We start from the raw sequence: 23,769 nt of genomic DNA, 5'->3' as shown, positions 1-23,769 counted from the left end.
CCGTGTTCAACGGTGTTCAGGATCGGCCTGCCGGGCGCCGCAGCCTGCCGACGATGGCTGCCATGACTGACACACTGCCTGTCCGCGCCAGGATCGGTTGGGGCGTGGCCGCCCTGATCGTCGCTGCCGCGCTGCTCCCGGCGGCAGCCGCCTCAGCCGCCGAGGAGACCAAGCCCGACCAGCAGGGCGTCGCGCCCGCCGAGCCCGTACCGGGTGGCTTCCGCACCTGGGAGGACCTGAGCGAGGCGCAGACCCGCCTCAACACCGCCGCCGACGACATCCTGTCGGTGTCCTCGCCCGGCTACGCCGGCACGATCGCCGCCCCGGAGAACGGCGAACTGCAGATCTACTGGAAGGGCCAGGTGCCCGCCGACGCGCAGGAGCGCGCCGCGCGCACCGGCGTGCCGGTGAGGTTCCTGCCGGCCCGGTTCAGCGAGGCCGAGCTCGCGGCCGAGGTCGACCGGCTGGGCGCTGACCCGCGGGTCGCCACCGCCGCGCCCAACGTGGACGGTTCCGGGCTCGCGGTCTCGGTGACCAGTGACGCCGACCGCGACGCGATCGTGGCCCAGGCGGCGGTGCCGCTGACCGTCACCGTCGAGCGCAAGCCCGACCTGCTGTTCGACCGCCAGAACGACGTCTCGCCGTACTGGGGCGGGGCCCGCTGGACGAACCTCAGCACCGGCGGCGGCTGCTCCACCGGGTTCAGCGTGAACTGGGCCGGGGCGCCGCGGATGCTCACCGCCGGGCACTGCGGCAGCAACGGCAACACGGTCCGCATCGGCAACGCCACCCAGCCGAACACCACGATCACGGCCGACGTCAACGCCCGCGACACCCAGCTGCTCAACCGCCCGGTCAACCGCACCTTCGCCGGACGGATCTACACCGGTGCCTGGAACAGCTCGTCGAGCATCCGGGTGGGCGGGTCGGCGGTCGACTACGTCGGCAACTGGATCTGCACCGGCGGCTCGTACAGCGGCGAGCACTGCAACGCCAAGGTGTACGCGGTCAACACCAGCGTGCTGGGCATGGCGCCGATGACGTACGCCGCGAAGGTGCCGGGCGTCCCGGCCGCGGGCAACTGCGTCGCCGCCCCCGGCGACAGCGGCGGCCCGGTGTACTCGCACGGCCTGTTCATCAACAAGTGGCCGAACTTCGAGATCGCGGCGCTGGCCCGCGGCACGATCACGGCCGGCTACCTGGACACGCCGTGCCTCTCGCAGGGTGTCTGGAAGACCGGCTCCTACCGGGTCTTCTACGCGCCGGTCCGGCGGCCGTTCTTCGGCCCGTACGTCGGATCGCTGACCTTCTACGGGGCCACCCTCATGTGACCGGAGTCCGGCAGCACGGCCGGGAGGGCAGCCTGCCCGCCCGGCCGTTCACGCGTCGCCGGTGAGCAGGCCGTACACGTCGACGATCTCCAGCACCTCGCGGACCGTCCCCTGCGCTCCGGTGAGCCGGAACCCGCCGCCCTCCCGCACGGCTCGGGCCTGGGCCTGGAGCAGCACCCGGATGCCGCTGGAGTCGAGGAAGCCGACCCGGCTGACGTCGACCTCGAGCCGCCGGTCGGGATGGGTCCGGATCGCCTCGGTCAGCCAGCCCGCGACCGCCCCTTCGACGCCCATGTCGATCTCACCGACGAGCGACACCCGTACGATCCCGGGTGCCAGCTCCACCTCGTGGGACGCCTGGGGCGGCCGGCTGACGTTGTCCATGGTCAAATGAGATCACATTCTTCTGACCGCGACCACCGCGACGTCGTCGGCGTTGGGCGGTGTGGTGAGCCGGTCGAGCAGCCGGTCGCAGAAGGCGTCGAGATCGGCGTCGACGTGCCGGGCGAGCTGGTGCAGCGTGGCGATGCCGTCCCGGATGGAGGTCCCGCGGTGCTCGATGAGCCCGTCGGTGTACAGCAGCAGGGTGCTGCCCGGCGGCAGGGTGAACTCCAGGTCCGCCGGCCGCGGATGCCCGATCCCCAGCAGCGGCGCGCGCTGCCACAGCTCGCTGGCCTGCCCGTCGGTGATGAGCAGCGGCGGCAGGTGCCCGGCGTTGGCCAGCCGGGCCCGGCCGGTGGCCGCGTCGATGGAGATCACGCACAGGGTCGCCATCTCCACCGGCAGCAGCCGGACCATCAGCTCGTCCACGAGCTGCACGATCGCGCCCGGCGGATGGCCCTCCACGGCGTAGGCGCGCAGCGCGTGCCGGATCTCGGCCATCACGGTCGCCGCGTGCAGCGAGTGGCCGACGACGTCGCCGATCGCGATCAGCAACCGGTCGTCCAGCAGCGACAGCTCGTAGAAGTCCCCGCCGATCTCAGCCTCGGTGCTGGCGGGTTCGTAGCGCATCGCGAGCTCGACCCCGGGCAGCGCGGGCAGGCTGCGCGGCAGCAGGCTGCGCTGCAGGGTCACCGCGATCCGGTGGTCGAGGTCCTGCGCGCGCTGCGCCTCGGCGGCGGCCCCGAGCGCCTGGGTCAGCTGGGTGAGCAGCTGGGTGCTGTCCTCGTCGGGGATCTGCGCGACGAAGAGGTACAGCGGCGGGAGGTCGTCGCGCAGCCGGGCGCTGGCCACGGTGAGCGGCTGGTCGTCGAGCCAGCCCGCGGGCAGTCGCCAGTGGTCGGCGTGGCCGCTCTGGCACCGGAATCCGATCGGCGCGTCGTCGGCCGGCGGGGTCCAGTCGCGGCGGTCGGTGCGGCCGGTGTCGTCGACCCGTACCGCCGACCAGGTCCCGTCCAGGACGTCGGCGGCGACGACGGCGGTGCCGCCGAACAGGCGCGCCGCGCCCGCGGCGGCGTGGGTGAGCAGCTCGCCGAAGCCGTTGGCGGTGGTCACCGCCAGGGTGGTCCGGGCCAGCTGGGCCAGCCCGGCGGCCAGATGCTCGGCCTTGCGCAGGGCGCGGTAGTAGCGCAGGACGGCCTGCACCGTGGCGACCAGCTCCTGCGGATCGATCGGCTCGGCCAGGTAGGCGTCGGCGCCGCCGACCAGGCCGATGGTGCGGTCGGTCACATCCACGGCGTGGGCCGACACGTGCACCACCGGTATGGTGGCGGTCCGCTCGTCGGCCTTGATGCGCCGGCAGACCTCCAGGCCGCTCATGTCGGGCAGTTTGACGTCCAGCACCACCATGTCGAAGTCGCGGGCCTCGATCTGCGCCAGCGCCTCGTGTCCGGTCTCGGCCTGCGAGACGGCGAAGCCGGCCCGCGACAGCCAGTTGCTGAGCAGGTACCGCTTGGGCGCCGAGTCGTCGACCACCAGGATGGTGGACTCGGTGATCGCGGTCACGCCTGCCTGACCAGGGGCAGCGTCACCGTGAACTCGCTGCCGCGACCCGGCTGGCTGTCCAGGTCCATGGAGCCGCCGAGGATGCCGGTGAGCCTGCGCGCGTACGGCAGCCCCAGACCCGTGCCGAGCACCTTGTGCCGACTGGGCAGCTGGACGAACTCCTCGAAGATCCGTTCCTGCTCGTCGGCGGGGATGCCGCTGCCGGTGTCGGCGACGGTGAACATCCAGTTGCGCTCGTCGCTGCGCACGTGCAGGGCCACATGTCCATGCTCGGTGAACTTGACCGCGTTGTGCAGCAGATTGCGCAGGACCTGCGACAGCAGCGCCTCGTCCGACTCGATCCAGGCGTCCTCGCCGGGTTCGTCCACGATCAGCTCGACGTCGGGGTTGGTGAGGATGGCCCGCACCGTGCCGCGCAGCTGCCGGAACAGCCGGTCCAGGCTGACCGTCTGCCAGTCGGGCTGCAGCCGGCCGGACTCCGCCTTGGCCAGGTCGAGCAGGTCGTTGACAAGGGTCAGCAGATCCGAGGTCGAACCGCGCATCAGTTCGATCTGCTCCTGCTGGGCCGGGGTGAGCGGATCGGACGACGGATCGGACAGCATCCGGATCAGCCCGATCACCGAGGTGACCGGGGCGCGCAGCTCATGGCTGACGTTGGCCAGGAAGCGGGTCTTGGCCTCGCTGGCCGCGCGCAGCTGCGAGGACTTCTCGTCGAGCTCGGCGTACAGGGCGACCACGCCGCGGTTGGTCTCCTCCAGCTCGCTGTTGAGCTGGTGGTAGAGCGCCATCACGCCGCGGTTGGTCTCCTCCAGCTCGTCGTTGAGGACGGTGAGCCGGTCGCGCTGCCTGCGCACGTCCTCCAGGGCCGCGAGCAGGTGCTCGTTCTGCGTGGCCAGCTCGTCCAGCGGGCTGGCGACCGCCGTCATACCCAGGGCACGGCGGAGTTCATCGACGCGGAGCTCGGTGAGCGCGCCGGTGACGGGGAGGCGGCGTGACAGCATGACCACGGTCCTCTTCCCGTGCTCGACCACTTCCAAACCATCGACCAGGCGCCCGGCCGGCTGCAGCGGCCCGCGCTCGACGGACCCGTCGACCGCCAGGTCGATGCGCAGCCGGTCGGGGTGTCGGCAGACCCGGAAGACGACCTCGACGGCGGGTGCCCGGGCCAGCAGCACCCGGCCCACGTCGCTGAGGGCCGTGGCCAGCCGGATCTGGTCCTGGTGCTCCAGGCCCAGCGCCGTCGCGGCCTCCCGGCCGCGCTGACGGAGCGTGAAGACGTCCTGCTCACGCCGGAGCGCCAGCTGCAGCAGCACGGTCTCCGTCACGGGTGCGCCCTGGCCACCAGCACGCACGCGTCGTCGCGGCGGACACCCGCGTCGCGCAGCACGGTGGCGGCGATCAGCAGCGGCGACCTGGCCGGCAGACCTGGATAGGGGTGCAGCGTCCACTTGTCGGTGACGCCGTCGGAGTGCATGACCAGCAGCGAGTGGTCCTCGATCGGGTGCTCGAACTGCCTGATGTTGGCCTTGCCGTGCCCGGTGATGCCCGGCATGGAGATCAGATTGCGCCGCTGCTCGCCCGTGACCAGGGACGCTGCGATGTTGCCCAGGCCGCAGACGCGGACGACGTGCGCGTCGGGGTCGATCTCGGCGAGCGCGACCGCCGCGCCCCGGGTGTGCGACAGGCCGCGGTGCAGCCGCTCCAGCAGCCGCGGCAGCGGCTCGTCGGGGGCGGTGTGGAACAGCTGCAGCGCCGCCTGCGACGCCGCGGCGGCCAGCGGGCCGTGCCCGAGCCCGTCGCTGACCATCACCTGCCGCCTGCCGGCCACGGTCCGTACGGCGTAGGCGTCGCCGCTGACCGTCTCGCCGGTCAGCGGGCGGGTGAGCCCCTCCGCCCACGGCTTCGGCGGCGGCGGTTCGTGCCACAGCTGCGCGCACAGCACCGAGCCGCGTCCGGGCAGCGAGAACCCCTCGGAGCGGTCCGCGAGCCGGGTCACCGCGCCGAGCCCGATGCCGAGGGTGCCCACGGTGGAGCGGCCGTCGACGTGCATGGCGGCGAGATCGGCCATGCCGGGGGCGGTGTCGATGCTGATCACCTCGACCCCGACGGTCTCGTCGCCGCGGACGGGCCGCACCAGCAGCGCCCCGTCCTGGGCGTGCTTCACCAGGTTGGTCGCGAGTTCGGACACGATGATCGCGAAATCGTTGACCTTCTGCTCGTCGAAGTCGACGGCGACGGCGAGGTCGGTCGCGAACCGCCGGACCGAGCCGACCGCGCTGAGATCGTCGAGGCGGAACCATGCCGGAGCAGGTGTGCGGGTGCTCACCTTGCCCACTTGGTGATCGCGATGGTGGTGCCGGTGCCGACCTCGGTGTTCAGCTCGAACTCCTCGACCAGCCGCCGGGCTCCGCTGAGCCCCAGGCCGAGCCCGCCGCCGCTGGTGTACCCGTCGGTGAGCGCCAGTTCGACGTCGGCGATGCCCGGCCCGTCGTCGCTGAAGACGACGCGCACGCCGCGCCGGGCGCCGTTGTCGACGGTGGAGACCTCGGCCTGCCCGCCCCCGCCGTAGACGAGGGTGTTGCGCGCCAGCTCGCTGGCGGCCGTCACCACCTTGGTCTGGTCGACCAGCGACAGCTTGGCGGTGACCGCGGCGGTGCGGACCAGCTGGCGGACCCGTACGACGTCCTCGTCGCTGACGATGGCCTGCAGCTGGGCGGCGCCGACAACCGTGGTCATGGCGACGTCGTCTCGGACAGGTCGTCGAGGTCCAGGTCGAACTCGTCGGGAGAGTCGGGCTCGGTGCTGCGGCTGAGCAGCTCCATGCCGCGCTCCACGTTCAGCGCCGTCCGGATGCCGTTGAGTGACAGGCCGAGCTCCACCAGCGTGATCGCGACGGCGGGCCGCATGCCGACGACGATGGTCTCGGCATCCAGCACCCGCGAGATCGACGCAATGGTCGACAGCGTCCGGCCCACGAACGAGTCGACGATGTCCAGCCCGGTGATGTCGATGATCACACCCTTGGCGCCGGTCGCGACGATCCGCTCACCCAGGTCCTCCTGGAGCTGGAGTGCGACCTGGTCCTGCATGTCGACCTGGATCGACACCAGCAGCACCGGGCCGATCTTCAGAATCGGGACCCGGTCCATCACTGCTCCCGCTTGGCCGCGCGCGCGTCCGCGCTGAGGCGCTTGATCACGTGGCGCAGCGCGTCGGCGAGCGAGGCCTTGGTCGGGATGTCGCCGAAGTCGATGCCGAGGGTGACGATGGTCTGGGCGATCTGCGGGCGGATGCCGGACACGATGCACTCGGCGCCCATCAGCCGGGCGGCCATCACCGTCTTGAGCACGTGGTGGGCGACCTGGGTGTCGACCGAGGGCACGCCGGTGATGTCGATGATCGCGTACGGCGAGCCGGTGTCGACCAGGGCCTGCAGCAGCCGCTCCATGACGACCTGGGCCCGCGCGGAGTCCAGCGTGCCGACCAGCGGGACGGCGACCACGCCCTCCCACAGCTTCACCACCGGCGTGGACAGCTCCATCAGCTGCTCGCTCTGCTGGGTGATGATCTGCTCGCGGGCGCGGGCGAAGGCTTCGAAGGTGAACAGGCCGAGCTCGTCGACGAACTCCGACCAGGCGACATAGTCACGCAGCGCCTCGGCCTTGCCCTTGGCGGCGTCGGAGTTCTCGTATAGGGCGGTCTTGAGCGCGAAGACGCTGGTGGCGGTCTCCGAGGCGGTGAAGCCCTGCCGTGCCCGGTCGCGCGACAGCTCCGTCAGTAGCGCCCGCAGCTCCGCCCCGGCGGCTCCGTCCAGGCTCAGCGCGCCGTTCTTGAGGGAGGACTGCAGCTGCTGCTGGAGTTCCGCGGTCTGGCGCCCGGACTCCGCGGCGCTCAGCCTGCCCTTCAGCGGTGCGGCGGCGACCTCGGCCCACCGCTTGGCGATCTTGTCCGATCGCAGTGACAGGATCTCGCTGAGTCGTTCGCCCTGTTCTGCGTTCAGTGTCATTACGATGTTCCCCTGTATAAGCGCTCGGTCGGCGGCACCAATCCGTCGCGACTGTACCACTCGGTCATGATCCCGCAGCCTTGCGAAAGGCGCTGACGAGCCGCCACGCGGCCCGGAGCGCTCGTCGCGGCGCACCGCCTACAGGTAGGCTGCGCTGGTGCCATACCCTTGCGAGGTGGGTGCCGCCTGACCCATCGCCGTTTCGGAGCACGAGGGTGGGGTAGCCATGACCGAAGCGCCCGGAGCGCGGGTGGGCGGGGACCGAATGGCTGAGACTGGCGTGACGACCTTCGAATTCACCATCGACGACCTGGCTGAGGTCAGGTCGCTGGCCCGGCGGGCGGCGGCCGGCACCGACCTGGCCGAACAGGTCGCGGTGGCGGTCAGCGAGCTGGCCAGCAACGCCATCCGCCACGGCGGCGGGCGCGGCGTGCTGACCATCGCGCCGGTCCCCGGCGGGGTCCGGGTCGAGGTCCGCGACTGGGGGCCGGGCCTGGCGCGCGGCGTCCCCACCGAGGCGCCGAAGCAGCTGGCGTACGGCGGCCGCGGGCTCTGGATCGTCTCGAAGCTCTTTCCGCAGTTCGTGCTGGAGAGCTCGCCGACGGGGGTGACCGCCAGCGTGCTCCTGCACACGCCGGCCGCCCCGAACCCCTAGCGCGTCCGGCGGGCCGTGGCCGGCGGCGAACCGGGCCGGGTGCCGGCCGAGGCGGTCCGCTGGGCGGACTGAGCCGGCCGCCCAGGAGCCGGTGCCGGATTCCGGAAGCGACAGTATGATCGCGCCGACCAATCCTGGAGGCAGACGTGAAACGTACCCTCGCCACCGCAGCGGCCATGCTCATGGCCACCGTGGCCGCGACCGCCAGCGCCACCCCCGCACACGCCGACGTCCTGTGCATGACGGTGGAGAACGCCCCGTTCTACGCCTCGATCGACGGCTACGGCGGCACCGGCTACCTGTTCACGCTCAGTCCCGGCCGCGGCTTCCGCGCCGACGGCTGGGGCTACAACGACGCGTACGGTCGCAACTGGATCCGTGGCCACGGGGCGGAGCACCCGGACCGCACGGGCTGGACGCTGCACAGCCACACCAGCTGCTGAGCACGCCGACGCCGGTGGCCTGCCGGGCCACCGGCGTCACCCTCGGAGGTCGCCGGTGCCGGGCTTGCGACCCGACCACACGCCGCTGACCCGGCGCAGCACCAGATCCTTGGCTCGCAGCGCGAGCACCCGATCGTGGAACTCGGCGCGGCGGTCGTCCGGCAGGTCTTCGATGAAGGCCCGGTACCCGTGCGTCATCGACCAGCGCCACAGGGCCGCGGTGTCCGGGAACGGGGTCGCGACCTCGGCGAAGTCTTCCCGCAGGTCGACGAAGCCCGCCGCGTCGAGCAGGTCGGCCGCGTCGACCGGGGTGCCCATGCTGCCGTCGGCCGGCAGGTAGGCGGCGAACTCCCCGAACAGTTCGTTGAGGCGTACGCCCAGCTCGTCGGGGGCCGACACGGCCGGTCCGCCCCTGCTGCGCGCGCTGCCGCCGGTGAAGGCGAACCGGCCGCCGGGTTTGAGCACCCGGTACGCCTCGGCCACCCCGGCCGCCGGGTCGTCCATGACATGGATGGCGAACGCCGAGGCGACCACGTCGAAGCTGTCGTCGGGCAGCCCGAGCGCCTGGGCGTCCATGGTGTACACCTCGGCGTCCGGATAGGCGGCGGCGAGGTGCCGCACCATGGCGGGCGCGGCGTCGACGGCGGTGACGGCGCAGCCCAGGGCGAGCGCGGGCGCGGTCAGCGCGCCCCTGCCGGCGCCGAGATCGAGGAAGCGGCAGCCCGGCGGCGGCTCGATCGCCGCCACGATGGCCGTGCCGAACGAGGCGAAGAACGGGACGACCTCGTCATACTCGGCCGCGACGAGCTCGAACAGCTCCCACGCTGAACCCTGCATGAACCGAGATGCTGGTGGATCCGGCACTCCGGCGCAACGGAGTATCGGCCGGTCCGGTGCCGGGCGCGGTCAGGAGGCCGCCGCGCCGAAGAAGTCACCGCCCTTGCGGCGGGCGTCGTCGGTGCCCCAGGCGCGTCCGCGCGGCACCTTCACCATCCGCGGAATGTGCTTGGAGCAGTGGATGTACGCCTCCTCGACGTCGACCACGACCCAGCGCTCGGGACGCCGTCCGGGCACGGCGTCGACCGGGGCGTCGGCGGCTATCGCCTGGGCGGCGGCGTTGTCGACGATCTCGGCCCGGCCGTTGACGTGCAGCCCGATGACGTCGCGTACGAAGTCGACGAACAGCAGTCCGACGTGCCCGTTCTCGCTAATGTTGCCCAGGCTGGCCATGACGCCGTTGCCGCGGTACTCCGGCCACAGCAGCCGGTTCGGTCCGGACACGTGGACGAAGCCGGGCGGTCCCGCGCGGAACGTGGAGTCGCAGCCGCCCAGGGCGTCGGCGGTCGCGACGAACATCATCTCCTGGCACCCGATGAACTCGCGCATGCGCTCGTTGAGGTGGTCGAGCAGCTGCTGGTCGTAGAAGCGCCGCGCCCGGTCGGCGGTGCCGAACCGGTCCTGCAGCCGCTGCTCACCCAGCGAGCCGCGTACGGTGCCGACGACCTCGCCCATCAACGCCTCCGCTTGTGACATCGCACCCCGACCCGCTTGAGACATCGAGGTTCGACGAAGAACTTCGGCGGCTGTCGCACACCTTGTGCGATCCGAAAGGCCGATTCTGTAACAGATTCAGCTGCGGCCACGACCTCGTCTGCGGGAAGGCGGTAGCCGCATGGCTGAACTGGGCCGGCTGTTGAAGGAAAGCTGGAGTCTGGTCGACGAGCAGCAGGACAGGATGGCGGCGTACTTCTACGCGCGCCTGTTCACCCTGGACCCGAAGCTGCGCGACCTGTTCCCGGTCGAGATGGACGTGCAGCGCTCCAGGCTGCTCGGTGCGATCGTCACCGCCGTCCAGACGCTGGAGGACCCGGAGCGGTTCGCCGACTACCTGAGCGGGCTCGGCCGCGACCACCGGAAGTTCTCCGTGCAGCCCGAGCACTACGAGACGGTCGGCCGGTCCCTGATCGACGCGCTGCGCACCTACGGCGCCGACCAGTGGACGCTGGAGTTCGACCAGGCCTGGCGCGACGCGTACGACGTGATCGCCCGCACGATGATCACGGCGGCCACGGCCGAGCACGGCCCGGCGTACTGGTACGCCCAGGTCCTCTCGCACGAGCGGCGCGGCCTGGACACGGCCGTGTTCACCTGCCGCCCGCTGGAGCCGCTGCCGTACCGGGCCGGGCAGTACGTCAGCGTCGAGTGCGGGTACCGGCCCCGGGCGTGGCGGGCGTACTCGATGGCCAACGCGCCCCGCGAGGACCAGACCATGGAGTTCCACGTCAAGGCGCCGGGCGCCGGGTGGGTGTCCGGGGCCCTGGTCAGGCGGCTGCGGCCGGGGGACATGCTCAGGCTGGCGGCGCCGATGGGCTCGATGGTGCTCGACCGGGGCTCGCAGCGCGACATCGTCTGCGTCGGCGGGGGCACCGGGCTGGCCCCGCTCAAGGCGATCATCGACGACCTGGCCGCGACCAACCGCACCCGGTGGGTGCACCTGTTCTTCGGCGCCCGTACCCGGGACGACCTCTACGACCTGGCCGCGCTGACCGAACTGGCCCAGGCCCATCCCTGGCTGACCGTCATCCCGGCGGTCAGCGAGGACCCCGGGTACGCGGGGGAGACCGGCCTGGTCAGCGAGGTCCTGGACCGGTACGGGCCGTGGAACGACCACGACTTCTACGTCTCCGGCTCACCGGCCATGGTCGCCGCGACCCGCCGCACCCTGACCCGGCTGCAGGTACCGTCCACCCGGGTCAGGCACGACGTCTTCGGCCACGACTACTGACCGGCGCACCGGTCACGGGATGGTGAGTCCGTACACGGCGAGGATCTCGCCGATGGGCTGGTAGTAGGTGGTGCCGCCGGTCGCGCAGCTGCCGGTGCCGCCGGACAGGATGCCGAGCAGGATGCCGCCGGTGGTGTAGAGCGGCCCGCCGCTGTCGCCGTTCTCGGCGCAGATGTTGGTCCGGATCAGACCGGTGACGCTGCCCTCGGCGTAGTTCACGGTGGCGTTCAGCGCGGTCACGCTGCCGCAGCGGACGCCGGTGGTCGCGCCGCTGCGGCAGACGGCCTGGCCGACGTAGGCGCTGCCGGTGCCGTACAGCTGGAGCAGGCCCGGGTAGGTGTTGACGGCGCTGGGGTGGGGCAGGGTGCTCGTGTAGCGGACCAGGCCGAAGTCGTTGGTGGGGAAGCTGCTCGCGGTCCGCACGCCGATCGCGAGCGTGCGGGTGCCGTTGACCCACCAGGTGGCCGAACTGTTGGTGCAGTGCCCCGCCGTGATCAGGTAGTACGTGGTGCCGATGCGCGCGTTGGCGCCCAGGGAGCAGCGTGCGGTGCTGCCGTAGATCGCGTCGCCGCCGGCGAGCATCGGCCGCAGCCGGCCCGGCTCGCGGCGCAGGTCGACCCCGCTGCCGCGCAGGCTGTCGCGCAGGCGGTCGGCCTGCTGCTCGGTGACCGTGTCGTCGAGGGTCACCGTCGTCCGGCCGGTGGCCGGGTCGGTCGTCCACGCGGTGCCGGGAGTATGCGCGACGGCCGCGAGCAGGTTCGGGTTGGCGGGCGCGGCGGCGGACGGGGTGGCGGGCCCGATCGCGGCCGCCAGCACGGCGAGGGCGGCGACGGTGAGCTGGATGCGGCGTCTCATGGCGTCCTCCGGGCAGTCGGCGGGAGGAGTACAGCGTCGCATCGATGACTGTCTAACTGCAATGGGTGAGGTGAGCAGCGGGCGTCCGACTTCGCTGTCCTTCGGCCCGCCGGGTCGTGGGCCGCGCGGGGCGAGCGGTCAGTCGCGCCTGGCGCGGCGGGAGGTGCGCTCGTGGTCGTCGGCGATCAGGACCGTGGCGACCAGGCCCGCGACGACGATGCTCAGGAACCAGGTGTCGTCGTCGGACAGCCAGGCGGTGAAGGGCGCGTACGCGGCCATCATCAGGAACGCGGCCCACAGCCCCCGCCGCTGGTTGCGGCTCAGAAATCCAGTCACCCGAGAAGGGTGCCACCGTCGTACCCGGATCACGGCCACTCGATCGCATGAAACTGGTCACAAACAGGTTTAACCGCCTGACCTAACGGATGAGCCGCAATCGTGACACCCGGACCGCGCAAACCCAGATGTGATCAAAAACTTCGGGCGGCGGGGTTACCACCACCGCCGCCTGCGGTATGAGCATGCTGCGCGCTTCGCGCGAGCACGCGTCGGCAACACCACGGAGGACTGCATGGCATCGGCACCGCACCCCGGGTTCTCCCCGCGGCCGTCCACAGGCGGCCGTCACGACCTGGTCGTGCTCGCCAACCGGCTGCCCGTCGACCACACCGTCGGCGCCGACGGCCGGCCGTCCTGGCGGCGCAGCCCCGGCGGGCTCGTCACCGCCCTGCACCCGATCATGAAGCAGCGGGCCGCGGCGTGGATCGGCTGGCACGGCCGCCCCGGACCCGCGCCCGCGCCCTTCGTGCACGACGGCATCCACCTGCACCCGCTCGCGCTGACCGGCGACGAGGTCGAGGGCTACTACGAGGGCCAGGCCAACGCGACGATCTGGCCGCTGTACCACGACGCGGTGGAGCAGCCCGCGTTCGACCGCGCCTGGCAGGACCACTACCGCGCGGTCAACCGGCGCTTCGCCGAGGCGGCCGCGCGGGCGGCGGCGCCCGGTGCGCTGGTCTGGGTGCACGACTACCACCTGCAGCTGGTGCCGGGGATGCTGCGGCAGCTGCGCCCCGACCTGCGGATCGGGTTCTTCCTGCACATCCCGTTCCCGCCGGTCGAGCTGTTCTGCCGGATGCCGATGCGCGACGAGATCCTGCACGGGCTGCTCGGCGCCGACCTGGTCGGCTTCCAGCACGCGCAGGGGACCCGCAACTTCCGCGCGCTCGCCGCCGAGCTGCTCGGTGCCAAGACCACCGACACCGCCGTCTGGTACGAGGGCCGCGAGGTCACCGCCGACACGTTCCCGATCTCCATCGACTTCACCGGCCAGCAGCGGCTGGGGATCGACCCCGCGGTCCAGGCCCGCGCCGCGCAGATCAGGCGCGAACTCGGCGAACCGCGCACGATGATCCTGGCCGTCGACCGCCTCGACTACACCAAGGGCGTCGAGTGCCGCCTGAAGGCCTACCGGGAGCTGCTGGCCGAAGGGCGGCTGGACCCGGCGGAGACGGCGCTGGTGCAGGTGGCCGTGCCGACCCGGCAGGAGATCGGGCCGTACCAGGCGCTGCGGGAGCGGGTGGAGTGCGAGGTCGGCCGGATCAACGGCGAGCACGCCGACATCGGGCGGATGCCCGTGCACTACCTGTACCAGTCCTTCGACCAGGCCGAGCTGGCCGCGCTGTACCTGGCCGCCGACGTCATGGCGGTGACGCCGCTGCGCGACGGCATGAACCTGGTCGCCAAGGAGTACGTGGCCACCCGCACCGACGGCACCGGCGCGCTGGTGCTCAGCGAGTTCGCGGGCGCCGCGGCCGAGCTGGAGCAGGCGTGGCTGGTCAATCCGCACGACGTGGACGCGCTCAAGGACGCCTTCGTCGACGCCGCGTTCGCCGACCCCGCCGAGCAGCGCCGCCGGATCGAGCCGATGCGGTCGCACCTGCGCCGCCACGACGTGGACGCGTGGGCCACCGGCTTCCTGCACCGGCTCGAGCCGGCCGGCGCGGACCGTACCGCCGCCAAGGTCCTGCGGACGGCCGACCGGTGGCGCGCCGGGTCGGCGGGGCAGCACCGCGGCGGGGTACGGGCCGCCGAGCGTACGGTCCGGCCCCCGCAGCGGCACAACGTGACCGGCTGACCGCGGGCGGCACCCCGGATCCGGCGGGACACCGCAGATGGCGGTGGTGCGGCATCATGGTGCCCGTGACGGTCTGCGCATCCCAGGAATCGACTCCGGCGCCGGCCCTGCCACGGCAGGGAACGGTCCCGGCGACGCCGCGGACAGACCTGCGTTCGTGGTGAGGTTTCAGCTGCTGGGCCCGGTCGAGGTCAACTTCGACGGCGAGCCGGTGCCGCTCGGTGGCTCGAAACCGCGGGCCCTGCTCGCCGCACTGCTGCTGGAGCCGGGCCGGGTCGTCTCCACGGACCGCCTGATCGACATCATCTGGGACGACGATCCGCCGGACACGGCCCGGCCGCTGGTCCAGACCTACGTCTCCGCGCTGCGCAGAGCGCTGGGGCGGCACCGCGCCGAAGAGGTCATCGTCACCCGCGCGCCGGGCTACCTGGCCCGGATCCCGGCGGGCAGCCTGGACCGGGAGGTCTTCAAGGGACTGGTCACCCAGGGTCGGGCGGCGGCGGCCGCGGACCGGCACGGCGAGGCGGCCGACGCGTTCCGGGCGGCGGGAACCCTGTGGCGCGGCCCGGCCATGGGCGGCGTCACCGGCGCCGCGCTGGCCGCCGAGGCCGCGGGCCTCGACGAGCTGCGGATCAGCGTGCTGGAGGAGCGCATCGCCGCCGATCTGATGCTGGGCCGCTGGGACGAGCTGGTCGGGGAGCTGACCTTCCTGGTCGGCCAGCACCCCACCCGGGAGCGCCTGCGCGGCCAGCTCATGCTCGCCCTCTACGGCACCGGCCGCACCGCCGACGCGCTGGCCGCGTTCCGCCAGGCCCGCGACGTGCTGCGCGACGAGCTCGGCATCGACCCCGGCCCGGAGCTCACCCGGGTACACGAGGCGATCCTGCGCTCCGATCCGGACCTGCTGCCGGTGGCTCCGGGAGTCGACCGGCCGGTGCCCGCACCCTCGCGGGCGGAGCCGGCACCCCCTGACCCGGCGCCCCGGACGGCCGACCGGGAACCGGGCCGGACCGTCCCCGCGCAGCTGCCACCCGGCGCCGCCGACTTCACCGGCCGCACCGCCGAGGTCGACACCCTGGTCACCGCCCTCAGCGGTACGGCGACGGCCATGACCGTCTGCGTGATCTCCGGGCGCGGCGGGGTGGGCAAGTCGGCGCTGGCCGTGCAGGTGGCCCAGCAGCTCGCCGCCCGCTACCCCGACGGCCAGCTCCATGTGGAGCTGCGGGGCATGTCCGACGCGCCGGCCACCCCCGTCGAGGTGCTCGGCCGGTTCCTGCGCGCGCTGGGGGTCGAGGCGGCCGCCCTCCCGCAGGGCCTGGAAGACCGGATGGACTGCTACCGCACCCTGCTCGCCGGGCGGCAGGTGCTGGTGGTCCTCGACGACGCCGCCGGTGAGCAGCAGGTGCGGCCGCTGCTGCCCGGCAGCCCGACCTGTGCCGTGGTCGTCACCTCCCGCGGCCGCCTGCCCGGCCTGGCCGGGGCCAGCCTCGTCGAACTGGACACGCTGCCCGTGCACGAGGCGACCGAGCTGCTGGCCCGGATCGCCGGGCCCGACCGGATCGGGGCGGCCCCGGGCGCGTCGGCGCAGATCGTGGCCCAGTGCGGATACCTGCCGCTGGCGGTGCGTATCGCCGGAGCCCGGCTGGCCTCCCGCAGGCAGTGGGCGCCCGAGCTGCTCGCCGCGCGGCTGGCCGACGAGCAGCAGCGCCTCGACGAACTCAGCGTCGGTGACCAGGCGGTCCGGGCGACGTTCGAGCTGAGCTACCGGGCCCTGGACACCCGGGCCCAGGCGGCGCTGCGCCGGCTGGGCCTGTTGGGCCTGCCCGACTTCCCCGGCTGGGTGGCGGCCGCCCTCCTGGACCTGCCCGAAGCCGCCGCCGAGCAGCTCATCGAGGGGCTCGTGGACGCCAACCTGGTCGACTACTCCTATACCGACGCCGACCTGGTCCGCTACCGGCTGCACGATCTCGTGCGGCTGTACGCCCGGGAGCAGTCGCTGGCGGAGGACACCGAGCAGCAGCGGCGGGACGCGGTCGGCCGGGTGCTGGGCGGCTGGCTGTCGCTGGTGCGGCCCAGCGCGGACCAGACCGCCTCGGGCGGGGTGACGCTGCGGCCGGAGCCGTGGCCGATGTACCACCTGCGGACGCCGTCCGCCCTCATCACCCGGGCCTGGCTGGAGACCGAGCAGGCCGCGCTGGTGGCCAGCGTGGAGCGGGCCGCGGCCCTGGACCTGGACGTGGCGGCGGTCGCGCTCGCGGCGACCTTGTGCGGTTCGCTGTTCCCGCTGCACAACCAGCTGGACTCCTGGCACCGTACGCATGAGGCGGCCCTCGGCGCGGCCAGGCGGGCCGGGAACATCCACGGCGAGGCGGTCCTGCTGGCCGGCGTCGGCCAGTTGTGCATCGAGCAGGACCGGTTCGCCGACGCGCAGCTGTACCTCTCGCCCGCGCTGGGCATGTTCCGCGACGCCGGTGACCTCCGCGGTGAGGCGGCCACGCTGCTGACGCTGGGCGCGGCCTGCCGGGAGCAGGGGTATCTGCCGGAGGCGCTGCACTTCCTGGCGCAGGCCGAGGCGGTCTGCCGGGTGCTGGAGGACGACAGCGCGACCGGCCAGTGCGCCCGGCTCACCGGCTTCATCCGGGTGGAGCAGGGCGACTTCGAGGCCGCCGACGCCTGCTTCGAGACCGCGCTGGCCGCGTACCGGCGGGCGGGCAACCGGCGGGGCGAGGGCCTCACGCTGCGCACCATCGGCATCGGGCACCGGGGCAGCGGCGATCTGACCGCCGGCGAGCAGGCATGCCGGGCGGCGCTGGCGATCTTCGCGGAGCTCGGCGACGAGCTGCTCCAGGCATACGGGCAGCGTGCGCTGGCCAAGGTGCGGCTGCGTCAGGGGCATCCGGACGACGCCAGGCCGCTGCTGGAGGCCTCGCGGCTGGTCAGCCGGTCGTTGCGGGACCGGTGGGGCGAGGCGCTGACCCTGCGGACGCTCGGTGAGGTCCACCTCGTCGACGGTGCGCTGTCCGAGGCCGAGCGGTGCTTCACCGAGGCGCTGGAGATCTGGGCGGACCTGGCGGTGCCCACCTTCCGGGCGCGGACCCTGCGCGACGTGGCGGTCCTGCACCAGGCGCGGGGTGACTCGGCGGCCGCCGCGGCGGCCCGCGCGGAGGCGCTGGAGATCTTCGCGACCTACGGGACCCGCGAGTTCGCCGAGTTGAGCGCCGCGACCGGGGGAGTGGCGCAGCCGCTATAAGCGGCTTATAGAGAAGCTGCAGCGCCCCTGCCGAGCGTGGTCGCACCGCTTCATCAGAAGCGGTCCGCCACACTGCCAGGGAAGAACAGAAATGTCCGAGACTGTATGGCTTTCGGATCCGCGGGTCGCCGCGATTCCGATCAACGACGGCGCCGAGCCGCTCGTCGACCTGCGCACCGTTCCCTCACTGCGCCTGGACCACCGCCGCGCCGACCCGGCCGGACAGTACGCGCACCTGCGCGCCGGGGTGGTGGACCGCCTGGTCGCGGCCCAGAGCCTGCTGCCGCGGGGCCGACGCCTGCTCATCATCGAGGGCTACCGGCCCCCGTGGCTGCAGGACTGGCTCCTGTTCGAGCACACCGCCTCCATACGCGCCTCGCATCCGGACTGGACCGAGGCCGACGTGCTGCGCCGCGCCCTCCTGCACCGGCCGCCGTCGGCACTGGCGCCGCACGTGACCGGCGCCGCGGTCGACCTGACCCTGTGCGATCACACCGGGGCCGAGCTGCCGATGGGCTCGGGCCTGGAAGCCGGGGCCACGCACGGCGACCAGGCCCACCGCACCGACCACCCGGGCGTCGACCAGCCCGTACGCGACAACCGGCTGCTGCTGGGCGGGGTGCTGCTCGCCGTCGGCCTGGTCAACCACCCGCACGAATGGTGGCACTGGTCCTACGGCGACCGGTACTGGGCGTTGCGCACCACCCGCCCCACCGCCCGGTACGGGTCGACGCACCCGTGAGACCAGTGGCGGCTTACAGAATCCTTTGCAGAGAACCTCTAGTGCGGGAGCCGAACCTTCTCGTGTCGGGCCGCAGCGGCCCCCTAGAAGAAGGAACGGAAACCATGAACACGAAGACTCTGCGCGCCGCCTTCGCGGCCACCGTCATGGCCGCGGCCATCGCACTGGGGTCGGTCGCCGTGCCGGCCACGGCCCACGCGGCGACCGGGCAGTCGATCGTCGACATCGCGGTCCGCGAGTTCAACGACAGCACCCGCAACCACGAGGTCGGCAACAACTGCAGTTACTACGGCGGCAACGTGTTCGGCTGGCCGGCGTGCGGCGGCCTGGCCGGCTGGGGCGGCGGCGGTGACGGCTACGCCTGGTGCGCCGCGTTCGCCAAGTACGCCTGGCGCGAGGGCGGCGTCACCGTCGACCTGAGGCGGATCACCGGCATGGCCTACTCGTTCAAGAACTACGGGCAGGAGCACGGCACCTGGCATCCTCGAGGCAGTTACGTGCCACAGCCGGGTGACGCGGTGGTCTTCGACTGGCTCAGCACCCCGGGCGCCGGCATCGACCACGTCGGGATCGTCCAGTCCGTCTCGGGCACCACCCTGAACACCATCGAGGGCAACACGGACGACCTGGTCAAAGCCCGGACCCGGGGCAACTACGCGACCAACGTCGAGATCGTCGGCTACACCACCCCGGTCGGCCTGGTGAACTCGGTCCCGCAGGTCATGGCGGGCCGGCTCGCCGACTTCGACGGCAACGGAAAGAAGGACGTCGCCGCGTTCAACGCCTCCGGTGACGGCCTGTGGATCCACAACAACACCAGCACCTCGGGCAGCCCGTCGATCGGCACCGGGCAGAGCGTCTCGACCGGCTGGTCCTCGGTCGACAACGCGATGGGCGCGGACTTCGACGGCGACGGCAAGGACGACATCGTCGGCCGCTACGGCGACACCCTCGCCGTGTGGCGCAGCAACAGCAGCTCGGGCACCTTCACCCCGTTCACCTACACCGCCCTGGGTACGGGCTTCGACAACTACAGCAAGCTGCTGCCGCTGGGCGACTTCAACGGCGACGGCAAGAAGGACGTCGCGGCGCTCGACCTCTCCAGCGACGGCCTCTGGGTCCACCGCAACACCAGCACCTCCGGCAGCCCTTCGCTGGCCGCCGGGCAGAAGGTCGGCGTCGACTGGGGCACGGTCAACAGCATGATGGCGGTCGACTTCGACGGCGACGGCAAGGACGACATCGTCGGCCGCTTCGGCGACAACCTCGCCGTGTGGCGCAGCACCAGCACCGGCACCACCTTCTCGTTCGCCTACACCAGCCTCGGCACCGGCTGGGACAACTACAGCCAGCTGCTGCCGGTCGGGGACTTCAACGGTGACGGCAAGAAGGACATCGCGGCGCTGAACGCCTCCGGTGACGGCCTGTGGATCCACCGCAACACCAGCACCTCGGGCAGCCCGTCGCTGGCCGCCGGGCAGAGCATCACCGCCGGGTGGGGCGTCGTGGACACGATGATGACCGGCGACTACGACGGCGACGGCAAGGACGACATCATCGGCCGGTACAACGGCACCCTCGCGGTGTGGCGCAGCACCAGCAGCGGCACGACGTTCTCCGCCTTCGCCTACACCGGCCTGGGCACCGGCTGGAACAACTACAGCGAGTTCGTCACGGCGGCGCCCACCGCCTGACAGGTCACCAGCGAAAGGGGCGCGGACTCCGGTCCGCGCCCCTTCGGCGTGCCCGGCGTCCGCCGCCGACAACGGTCATGAACTGCCGGTTTTCAAACTCGCCGGATTCTTGAACCGCCTGTCGCCCCAACGGTGCGGTCAGCCGCGGGGGTGGGTCGGCCTGCATCCCGAATCTTTTGGTGAGATCAACGGAAGTTATGACGGAACCAAAAGAACATCTGTACATCGAGATAAAAGAAATCTATGGTGTCTGTGCCAGGCATCGGCGTGCCAGGTCGCATCAGGACACATCACGCGCTCCGCCCGAATGTCCTGGCACGCCGCTGCGAGCGGGCTGCCACGTCTGACGACGGCGCGCACCAGTCCCGCTCCCACTGGAGGAAAAGTGTTCGCTCCGCTCCGACGAGGGCGCCTGCTTGTCGCGGGTGCTCTTGCCACGGCGGTCGTCGCCGCGACGGGGTGGCTGCCCGCCACCGCCGCGGCCGCCGCCCCGCCACCGCAGACGCCGGGCATCACGCTGCGGGTCTTCGACCTGCAGCTGGCGCTGAGCAGTCTGTGCAACCTCAAGCCCGCGCAGACGCCCAACATCGACAAGCTCATGTCGACGATCGACTGGACCACCGCTGCCCAGTTCGGGCAGGAGGACAACTTCTACGCCCAGGCGCTCGGCTACGTCAACATCCCCACGGCGGGCAGCTACACCTTCCGTCTGATCAGCGACGACGGCTCCCGGCTGCTCATCGATGACAACCTTGTCATCAACCACGACGGCCTGCACGGGGCGACGGCCAAGGACGGCGCGGTCAACCTGACCACCGGCTACCACGCCGTGCACATCGACTTCTTCGAGGCCGGCGGCGGGCAGCAGCTGACGCTGCAGTGGCAGACACCCGGCTCGACCACGTTCGTGACCGTGCCGAACTCGGTGCTCAGCACCGACGCCGGTGTCGTCCGGGTCACCGCGCCCGGCCGCAAGGAGTGCGAGGGCACCGGCGACTCGCCCGGCGACGGCCTGCCGCTGACCTCCGTGCACCCGAACTTCAACCTGACCAACCTGCGCCCGTCCGGCTTCGAGCCGCGGGTGACCGGCATGGACTGGCTCGCCGACGGCCGCCTGGTCATCTGCACCTGGGGCGGCACCAACGACTCCGGCACCTCCCAGGCCGGTGAGGTCTGGATCCTGGGCAACACCGGGGGCAACACCAGCCCCGGCAACGTCACGATGAAGCGCATCGGCAGCAACCTCAAGGAGCCGATGGGTCTGAAGATCGTCGACGGTGTCGTCTACGTATCGGAGAAGATGCGGCTGACCCGCCTGGTCGACACCAACGGCGACGAGGTCGCCGACCAGTACCAGCAGGTCGCGACGTGGCCCTACGGCGGCACGTTCCACGAGTTCGCGTTCGGCCTGCTCTACGCCGACGGGTACTTCTACCTCAACCTGTCGGTGGGCATCGACTACGGCGGCGCCACCACCAACCCGCAGAAGGTCGCGAGCCGCGGCACCACCATCAAGGTCAACAAGGACACCGGCGCGGTGACCTACGTGGCCGGCGGCCTGCGGACCCCGCACGGCATCGGCTGGGGCCCGGAGAACGGCATCTTCGTCACCGACAACCAGGGCGGCTGGCTGCCCGCCTCGAAGCTGGTCCACATCAAGCAGGGCCGGTTCTTCAACCACTACATCAACCCGGCCGGCCCGTTCGAGGGCTCTCCGGTCACCCAGCCGGTGATCTGGCTGCCGCAGAACGAGATCGGCAACTCGCCGAGCACCCCGATGTACATGCCCAGCGGCCTGTACGCCGGGCAGTTCGTCATCGGTGACGTCACCTACGGCGGCCTGCAGCGCGCCGCGGTGGAGAAGGTCAACGGCGAGTACCAGGGCGCCCTGTTCCGGATGACGCAGGGCCTGGAGGGCGGCGTGTCCGAGGTCAACGTCGGCCCGGACGGCGCGATCTACGTCGGCGGCATCGGCGGCGGCGGCAACTGGGGCCAGGCCGGCAAGCTCAACTTCGGCCTGCAGAAGCTGACCCCCAACGGCGGCAACGCTTTCGACATGCTGAACATGAAGGCCCTGCCCAACGGGTTCGAGATCGAGTACACCCAGCCGGTGTCGGCGGCGACCGCCACCGCACTGGCCACGAAGTACCGCGTCAAGCAGTGGCGCTACGTCCCGACGGCGGCCTACGGCGGCCCGAAGGTCGACGAGGAGACCCTGACCGTGTCGTCGGCGACCCTGTCCGCCGACAGCAAGAAGGTCACCCTGGTGATCCCGGGCCTCAAGACCGGCCGGGTGGTGCACATCCGCTCGCCCAAGCCGTTCGCGGCCGCCAACGGCCAGTCGCTGTGGAGCACCGAGGTCTGGTACACCCTCAACGCGATCCCGGGCCAGGCTCCGTCGAGCAACCTGGCGCTGAACAAGGCCGCCACGGCCGACAGCTCCTGCGCGGCGTCCGAAGGACCGGCGCAGGCCGTCAACGGCAGCGTCTCGGGCGGCAACTCCGACAAGTGGTGCTCGCTGGGCGCCACCAAGTGGATGCAGGTCGACCTCGGCTCCACGCAGAGCGTCAACAAGTTCGTCCTCCAGCACGCGGGTACCGGTGGGGAAGAGGTCGGGTTCAACACCCGCGACTTCAACATCCAGACGTCCACCAACGGGACGAGCTGGACCACCGCGGTGACCGTCACCGGCAACACCGCCAGCAGCACCACCCACAACATCGCCACGACGCAGGCCAGGTACCTGCGCCTCAACGTGACGAACGGCGGCACCACCGGCAACGGCGCGGCCCGCGTCTACGAGTTCGAGGCCTATGCCCCGACCACGACGCCGACGGGCAACCTGGCGCTGGGCAAGGCGGCGACCGCGGACAGCTCCTGCGCCGCGGCCGAGGGTCCGGCGCAGGCCGTCAACGGCAGCGTCTCGGGCGGCAACACCGACAAGTGGTGCTCGCTGGGCGCCACCAAGTGGCTGCAGGTCGATCTGGGCACCGCGCAGACGGTCGGCCAGCTGGTCGTCCGGCACGCCGGTGCGGGCGGGGAGAACCTCGCCTGGAACACCCGCGACTTCAACCTCCAGGTGTCCACCAACGGCACCAGCTGGACCACGGTCGCGACCGTCACCGCCAACACGGCCAGCATCACCACGCACAACTTCACCGCCACCTCGGCCCGGTACATCCGGCTGAACATCACCACCCCGGCCAGTGACGGCAACGGCGCCGCCCGCGTCTACGAGTTCGAGGCGTACGCGTCCTCGACGCAGCCGACCCGGATCGTGCTGTTCGACGGCACCAACATGAACAACTTCCAGCACTCCAACGGCACCCCGGTGACGTGGCCGCTGGGCAACGGCGGCGTCGAGGTCCTCGGCGGCGACATCAAGTCCAAGCAGGCGTTCGGCGACTTCAAGCTGCACGCCGAGTTCTGGCTGCCGCTGCTGCCGGGCGACGTGACCGGCCAGCAGCGGGCCAACAGCGGGATCTACCTGCAGGACCGCTACGAGCTGCAGGTGCTGGACTCGTACGGCGACACCACCCTGGCCAACAACGAGTGCGGCGCGATCTACGAGAAGATCGCCCCGTCGGCCAACGCCGCCACCGCCCCGCAGACGTGGCAGACCTACGACGTCACGTTCCGGGCCGCCCGGTTCAACAGCTCCAATGTGAAGACCGAGAACGCCCGGGTGACGGTCGTCTGGAACGGCGTCACCGTCATCAACAACGCGGAGATCAACGGCCCGACCGGCAACGGCGCCGCTGAGACCGCGGCCCCCGGACCGCTGCGGTTCCAGGACCACGGCGACCCGGGAGCCAACCTGTACTACCGCAACATCTGGGTCGAGCCGGTCGTCTGACGTCCGGTGCGTCCAGAGGGGAGCCGACCAGGTCCGCGGGTCGGCTCCCCTCACCGTGTGTGCCGGCAGCC

General features: G+C 71.7%; 20 protein-coding genes. 9 read left to right on the top strand and 11 right to left on the bottom strand.

Features of this window, described 5'->3' with window-relative positions:
* The first annotated feature begins 62 nt into the window (after window positions 1–62).
* Window positions 63–1,331 carry a S1 family peptidase gene (locus QEZ54_RS19995; protein WP_281306187.1) on the top strand — a complete coding sequence of 423 codons (1,269 nt, stop codon included), beginning with the start codon at window positions 63–65 and terminating at the stop codon, window positions 1,329–1,331.
* A 48-nt stretch (window positions 1,332–1,379) separates the two neighbouring features.
* Here QEZ54_RS19995 and QEZ54_RS19990 read toward each other — a convergent pair whose 3' ends face one another.
* Genes QEZ54_RS19990 through QEZ54_RS19960 form a run of 7 tightly spaced genes read right to left on the bottom strand, consistent with a single transcriptional unit; the run spans window position 1,380 to window position 7,281 of the window.
* Window positions 1,380–1,715: an STAS domain-containing protein gene (locus QEZ54_RS19990; protein WP_281306186.1), complete on the bottom strand. Its 336-nt coding sequence runs from the start codon at window positions 1,713–1,715 to the stop codon at window positions 1,380–1,382.
* 12 nt (window positions 1,716–1,727) lie between these two features.
* A complete protein-coding gene (locus QEZ54_RS19985) occupies window positions 1,728–3,275 on the bottom strand; it encodes a fused response regulator/phosphatase (RefSeq protein ID WP_281306185.1) in 1,548 nt (515 codons plus the stop codon).
* Window positions 3,272–4,600, bottom strand: coding sequence for a sensor histidine kinase (locus QEZ54_RS19980; protein ID WP_281306184.1), 1,329 nt, complete (start codon window positions 4,598–4,600; stop codon window positions 3,272–3,274). The genes QEZ54_RS19985 and QEZ54_RS19980 overlap by 4 nt, the downstream gene beginning before the upstream one ends.
* Window positions 4,597–5,601: a SpoIIE family protein phosphatase gene (locus QEZ54_RS19975; protein ID WP_281306183.1), complete on the bottom strand. Its 1,005-nt coding sequence runs from the start codon at window positions 5,599–5,601 to the stop codon at window positions 4,597–4,599. The genes QEZ54_RS19980 and QEZ54_RS19975 overlap by 4 nt, the downstream gene beginning before the upstream one ends.
* Entirely contained in the window at window positions 5,598–6,011 is a 414-nt protein-coding gene (locus QEZ54_RS19970) for an ATP-binding protein (RefSeq protein WP_281306182.1), read from the bottom strand. Before QEZ54_RS19970 ends, QEZ54_RS19975 begins: the two co-directional genes overlap by 4 nt.
* Window positions 6,008–6,424, bottom strand: a complete 417-nt coding sequence (locus QEZ54_RS19965; RefSeq protein WP_281306181.1) for an STAS domain-containing protein — start codon at window positions 6,422–6,424, stop codon at window positions 6,008–6,010. Before QEZ54_RS19965 ends, QEZ54_RS19970 begins: the two co-directional genes overlap by 4 nt.
* A complete protein-coding gene (locus QEZ54_RS19960) occupies window positions 6,424–7,281 on the bottom strand; it encodes an STAS domain-containing protein (protein WP_281306180.1) in 858 nt (285 codons plus the stop codon). Before QEZ54_RS19960 ends, QEZ54_RS19965 begins: the two co-directional genes overlap by 1 nt.
* A 280-nt stretch (window positions 7,282–7,561) precedes the next feature.
* Here QEZ54_RS19960 and QEZ54_RS19955 point away from each other — a divergent pair, with 280 nt between their 5' ends.
* Entirely contained in the window at window positions 7,562–7,936 is a 375-nt protein-coding gene (locus QEZ54_RS19955) for an ATP-binding protein (protein ID WP_281306179.1), read from the top strand.
* 146 nt (window positions 7,937–8,082) lie between these two features.
* A complete protein-coding gene (locus QEZ54_RS19950) occupies window positions 8,083–8,379 on the top strand; it encodes a hypothetical protein (RefSeq protein WP_281306178.1) in 297 nt (98 codons plus the stop codon).
* 36 nt (window positions 8,380–8,415) lie between these two features.
* Here the strand turns inward: QEZ54_RS19950 and QEZ54_RS19945 are convergent, their stop codons facing one another.
* Both QEZ54_RS19945 and QEZ54_RS19940 read right to left on the bottom strand, forming a co-directional pair.
* Window positions 8,416–9,216 (bottom strand): class I SAM-dependent methyltransferase, encoded by an 801-nt coding sequence (locus QEZ54_RS19945; RefSeq protein WP_281306177.1) that lies wholly within the window; start codon window positions 9,214–9,216, stop codon window positions 8,416–8,418.
* A gap of 69 nt (window positions 9,217–9,285) precedes the next feature.
* Window positions 9,286–9,891 (bottom strand): pyridoxamine 5'-phosphate oxidase family protein, encoded by a 606-nt coding sequence (locus QEZ54_RS19940; RefSeq protein WP_281306176.1) that lies wholly within the window; start codon window positions 9,889–9,891, stop codon window positions 9,286–9,288.
* Window positions 9,892–10,051: 160 nt separating this feature from the next.
* Here QEZ54_RS19940 and QEZ54_RS19935 point away from each other — a divergent pair, with 160 nt between their 5' ends.
* Entirely contained in the window at window positions 10,052–11,164 is a 1,113-nt protein-coding gene (locus tag QEZ54_RS19935) for a globin domain-containing protein (protein WP_281306175.1), read from the top strand.
* A 12-nt stretch (window positions 11,165–11,176) separates the two neighbouring features.
* On the opposite strand, the gene QEZ54_RS19930 is transcribed toward QEZ54_RS19935, so the two are convergent.
* Both QEZ54_RS19930 and QEZ54_RS19925 read right to left on the bottom strand, forming a co-directional pair.
* Window positions 11,177–12,019, bottom strand: coding sequence for a S1 family peptidase (locus QEZ54_RS19930; RefSeq protein WP_281306174.1), 843 nt, complete (start codon window positions 12,017–12,019; stop codon window positions 11,177–11,179).
* 138 nt (window positions 12,020–12,157) lie between these two features.
* Entirely contained in the window at window positions 12,158–12,355 is a 198-nt protein-coding gene (locus QEZ54_RS19925; protein WP_281306173.1) for a hypothetical protein, read from the bottom strand.
* A gap of 235 nt (window positions 12,356–12,590) precedes the next feature.
* Here QEZ54_RS19925 and QEZ54_RS19920 point away from each other — a divergent pair, with 235 nt between their 5' ends.
* From QEZ54_RS19920 to QEZ54_RS19900, 5 genes are all read left to right on the top strand, one after another.
* On the top strand, window positions 12,591–14,156 hold the full coding sequence (locus tag QEZ54_RS19920) for a trehalose-6-phosphate synthase (protein ID WP_281306172.1): 1,566 nt from the start codon (window positions 12,591–12,593) through the stop codon (window positions 14,154–14,156).
* 157 nt (window positions 14,157–14,313) lie between these two features.
* Window positions 14,314–17,406 carry a BTAD domain-containing putative transcriptional regulator gene (locus tag QEZ54_RS19915; RefSeq protein ID WP_281306171.1) on the top strand — a complete coding sequence of 1,031 codons (3,093 nt, stop codon included), beginning with the start codon at window positions 14,314–14,316 and terminating at the stop codon, window positions 17,404–17,406.
* A gap of 91 nt (window positions 17,407–17,497) precedes the next feature.
* On the top strand, window positions 17,498–18,148 hold the full coding sequence (locus QEZ54_RS19910) for a M15 family metallopeptidase (RefSeq protein WP_281306170.1): 651 nt from the start codon (window positions 17,498–17,500) through the stop codon (window positions 18,146–18,148).
* Between the two features lie 104 nt (window positions 18,149–18,252).
* Complete coding sequence (locus tag QEZ54_RS19905; RefSeq protein ID WP_281306169.1) at window positions 18,253–19,842, top strand: FG-GAP-like repeat-containing protein; 1,590 nt, start codon at window positions 18,253–18,255, stop codon at window positions 19,840–19,842.
* A 385-nt stretch (window positions 19,843–20,227) separates the two neighbouring features.
* A complete protein-coding gene (locus QEZ54_RS19900) occupies window positions 20,228–23,698 on the top strand; it encodes a discoidin domain-containing protein (protein WP_281306168.1) in 3,471 nt (1,156 codons plus the stop codon).
* Window positions 23,699–23,769: the final 71 nt, after the last annotated feature.

The sequence above is a fragment of the Catellatospora sp. KI3 genome, from assembly GCF_029948125.1.
GTDB lineage: Bacteria > Actinomycetota > Actinomycetes > Mycobacteriales > Micromonosporaceae > Catellatospora.
The sequence above is the reverse complement of the archived record's forward strand: the minus strand, read 5'-3'. Positions and strand labels throughout refer to the sequence as shown.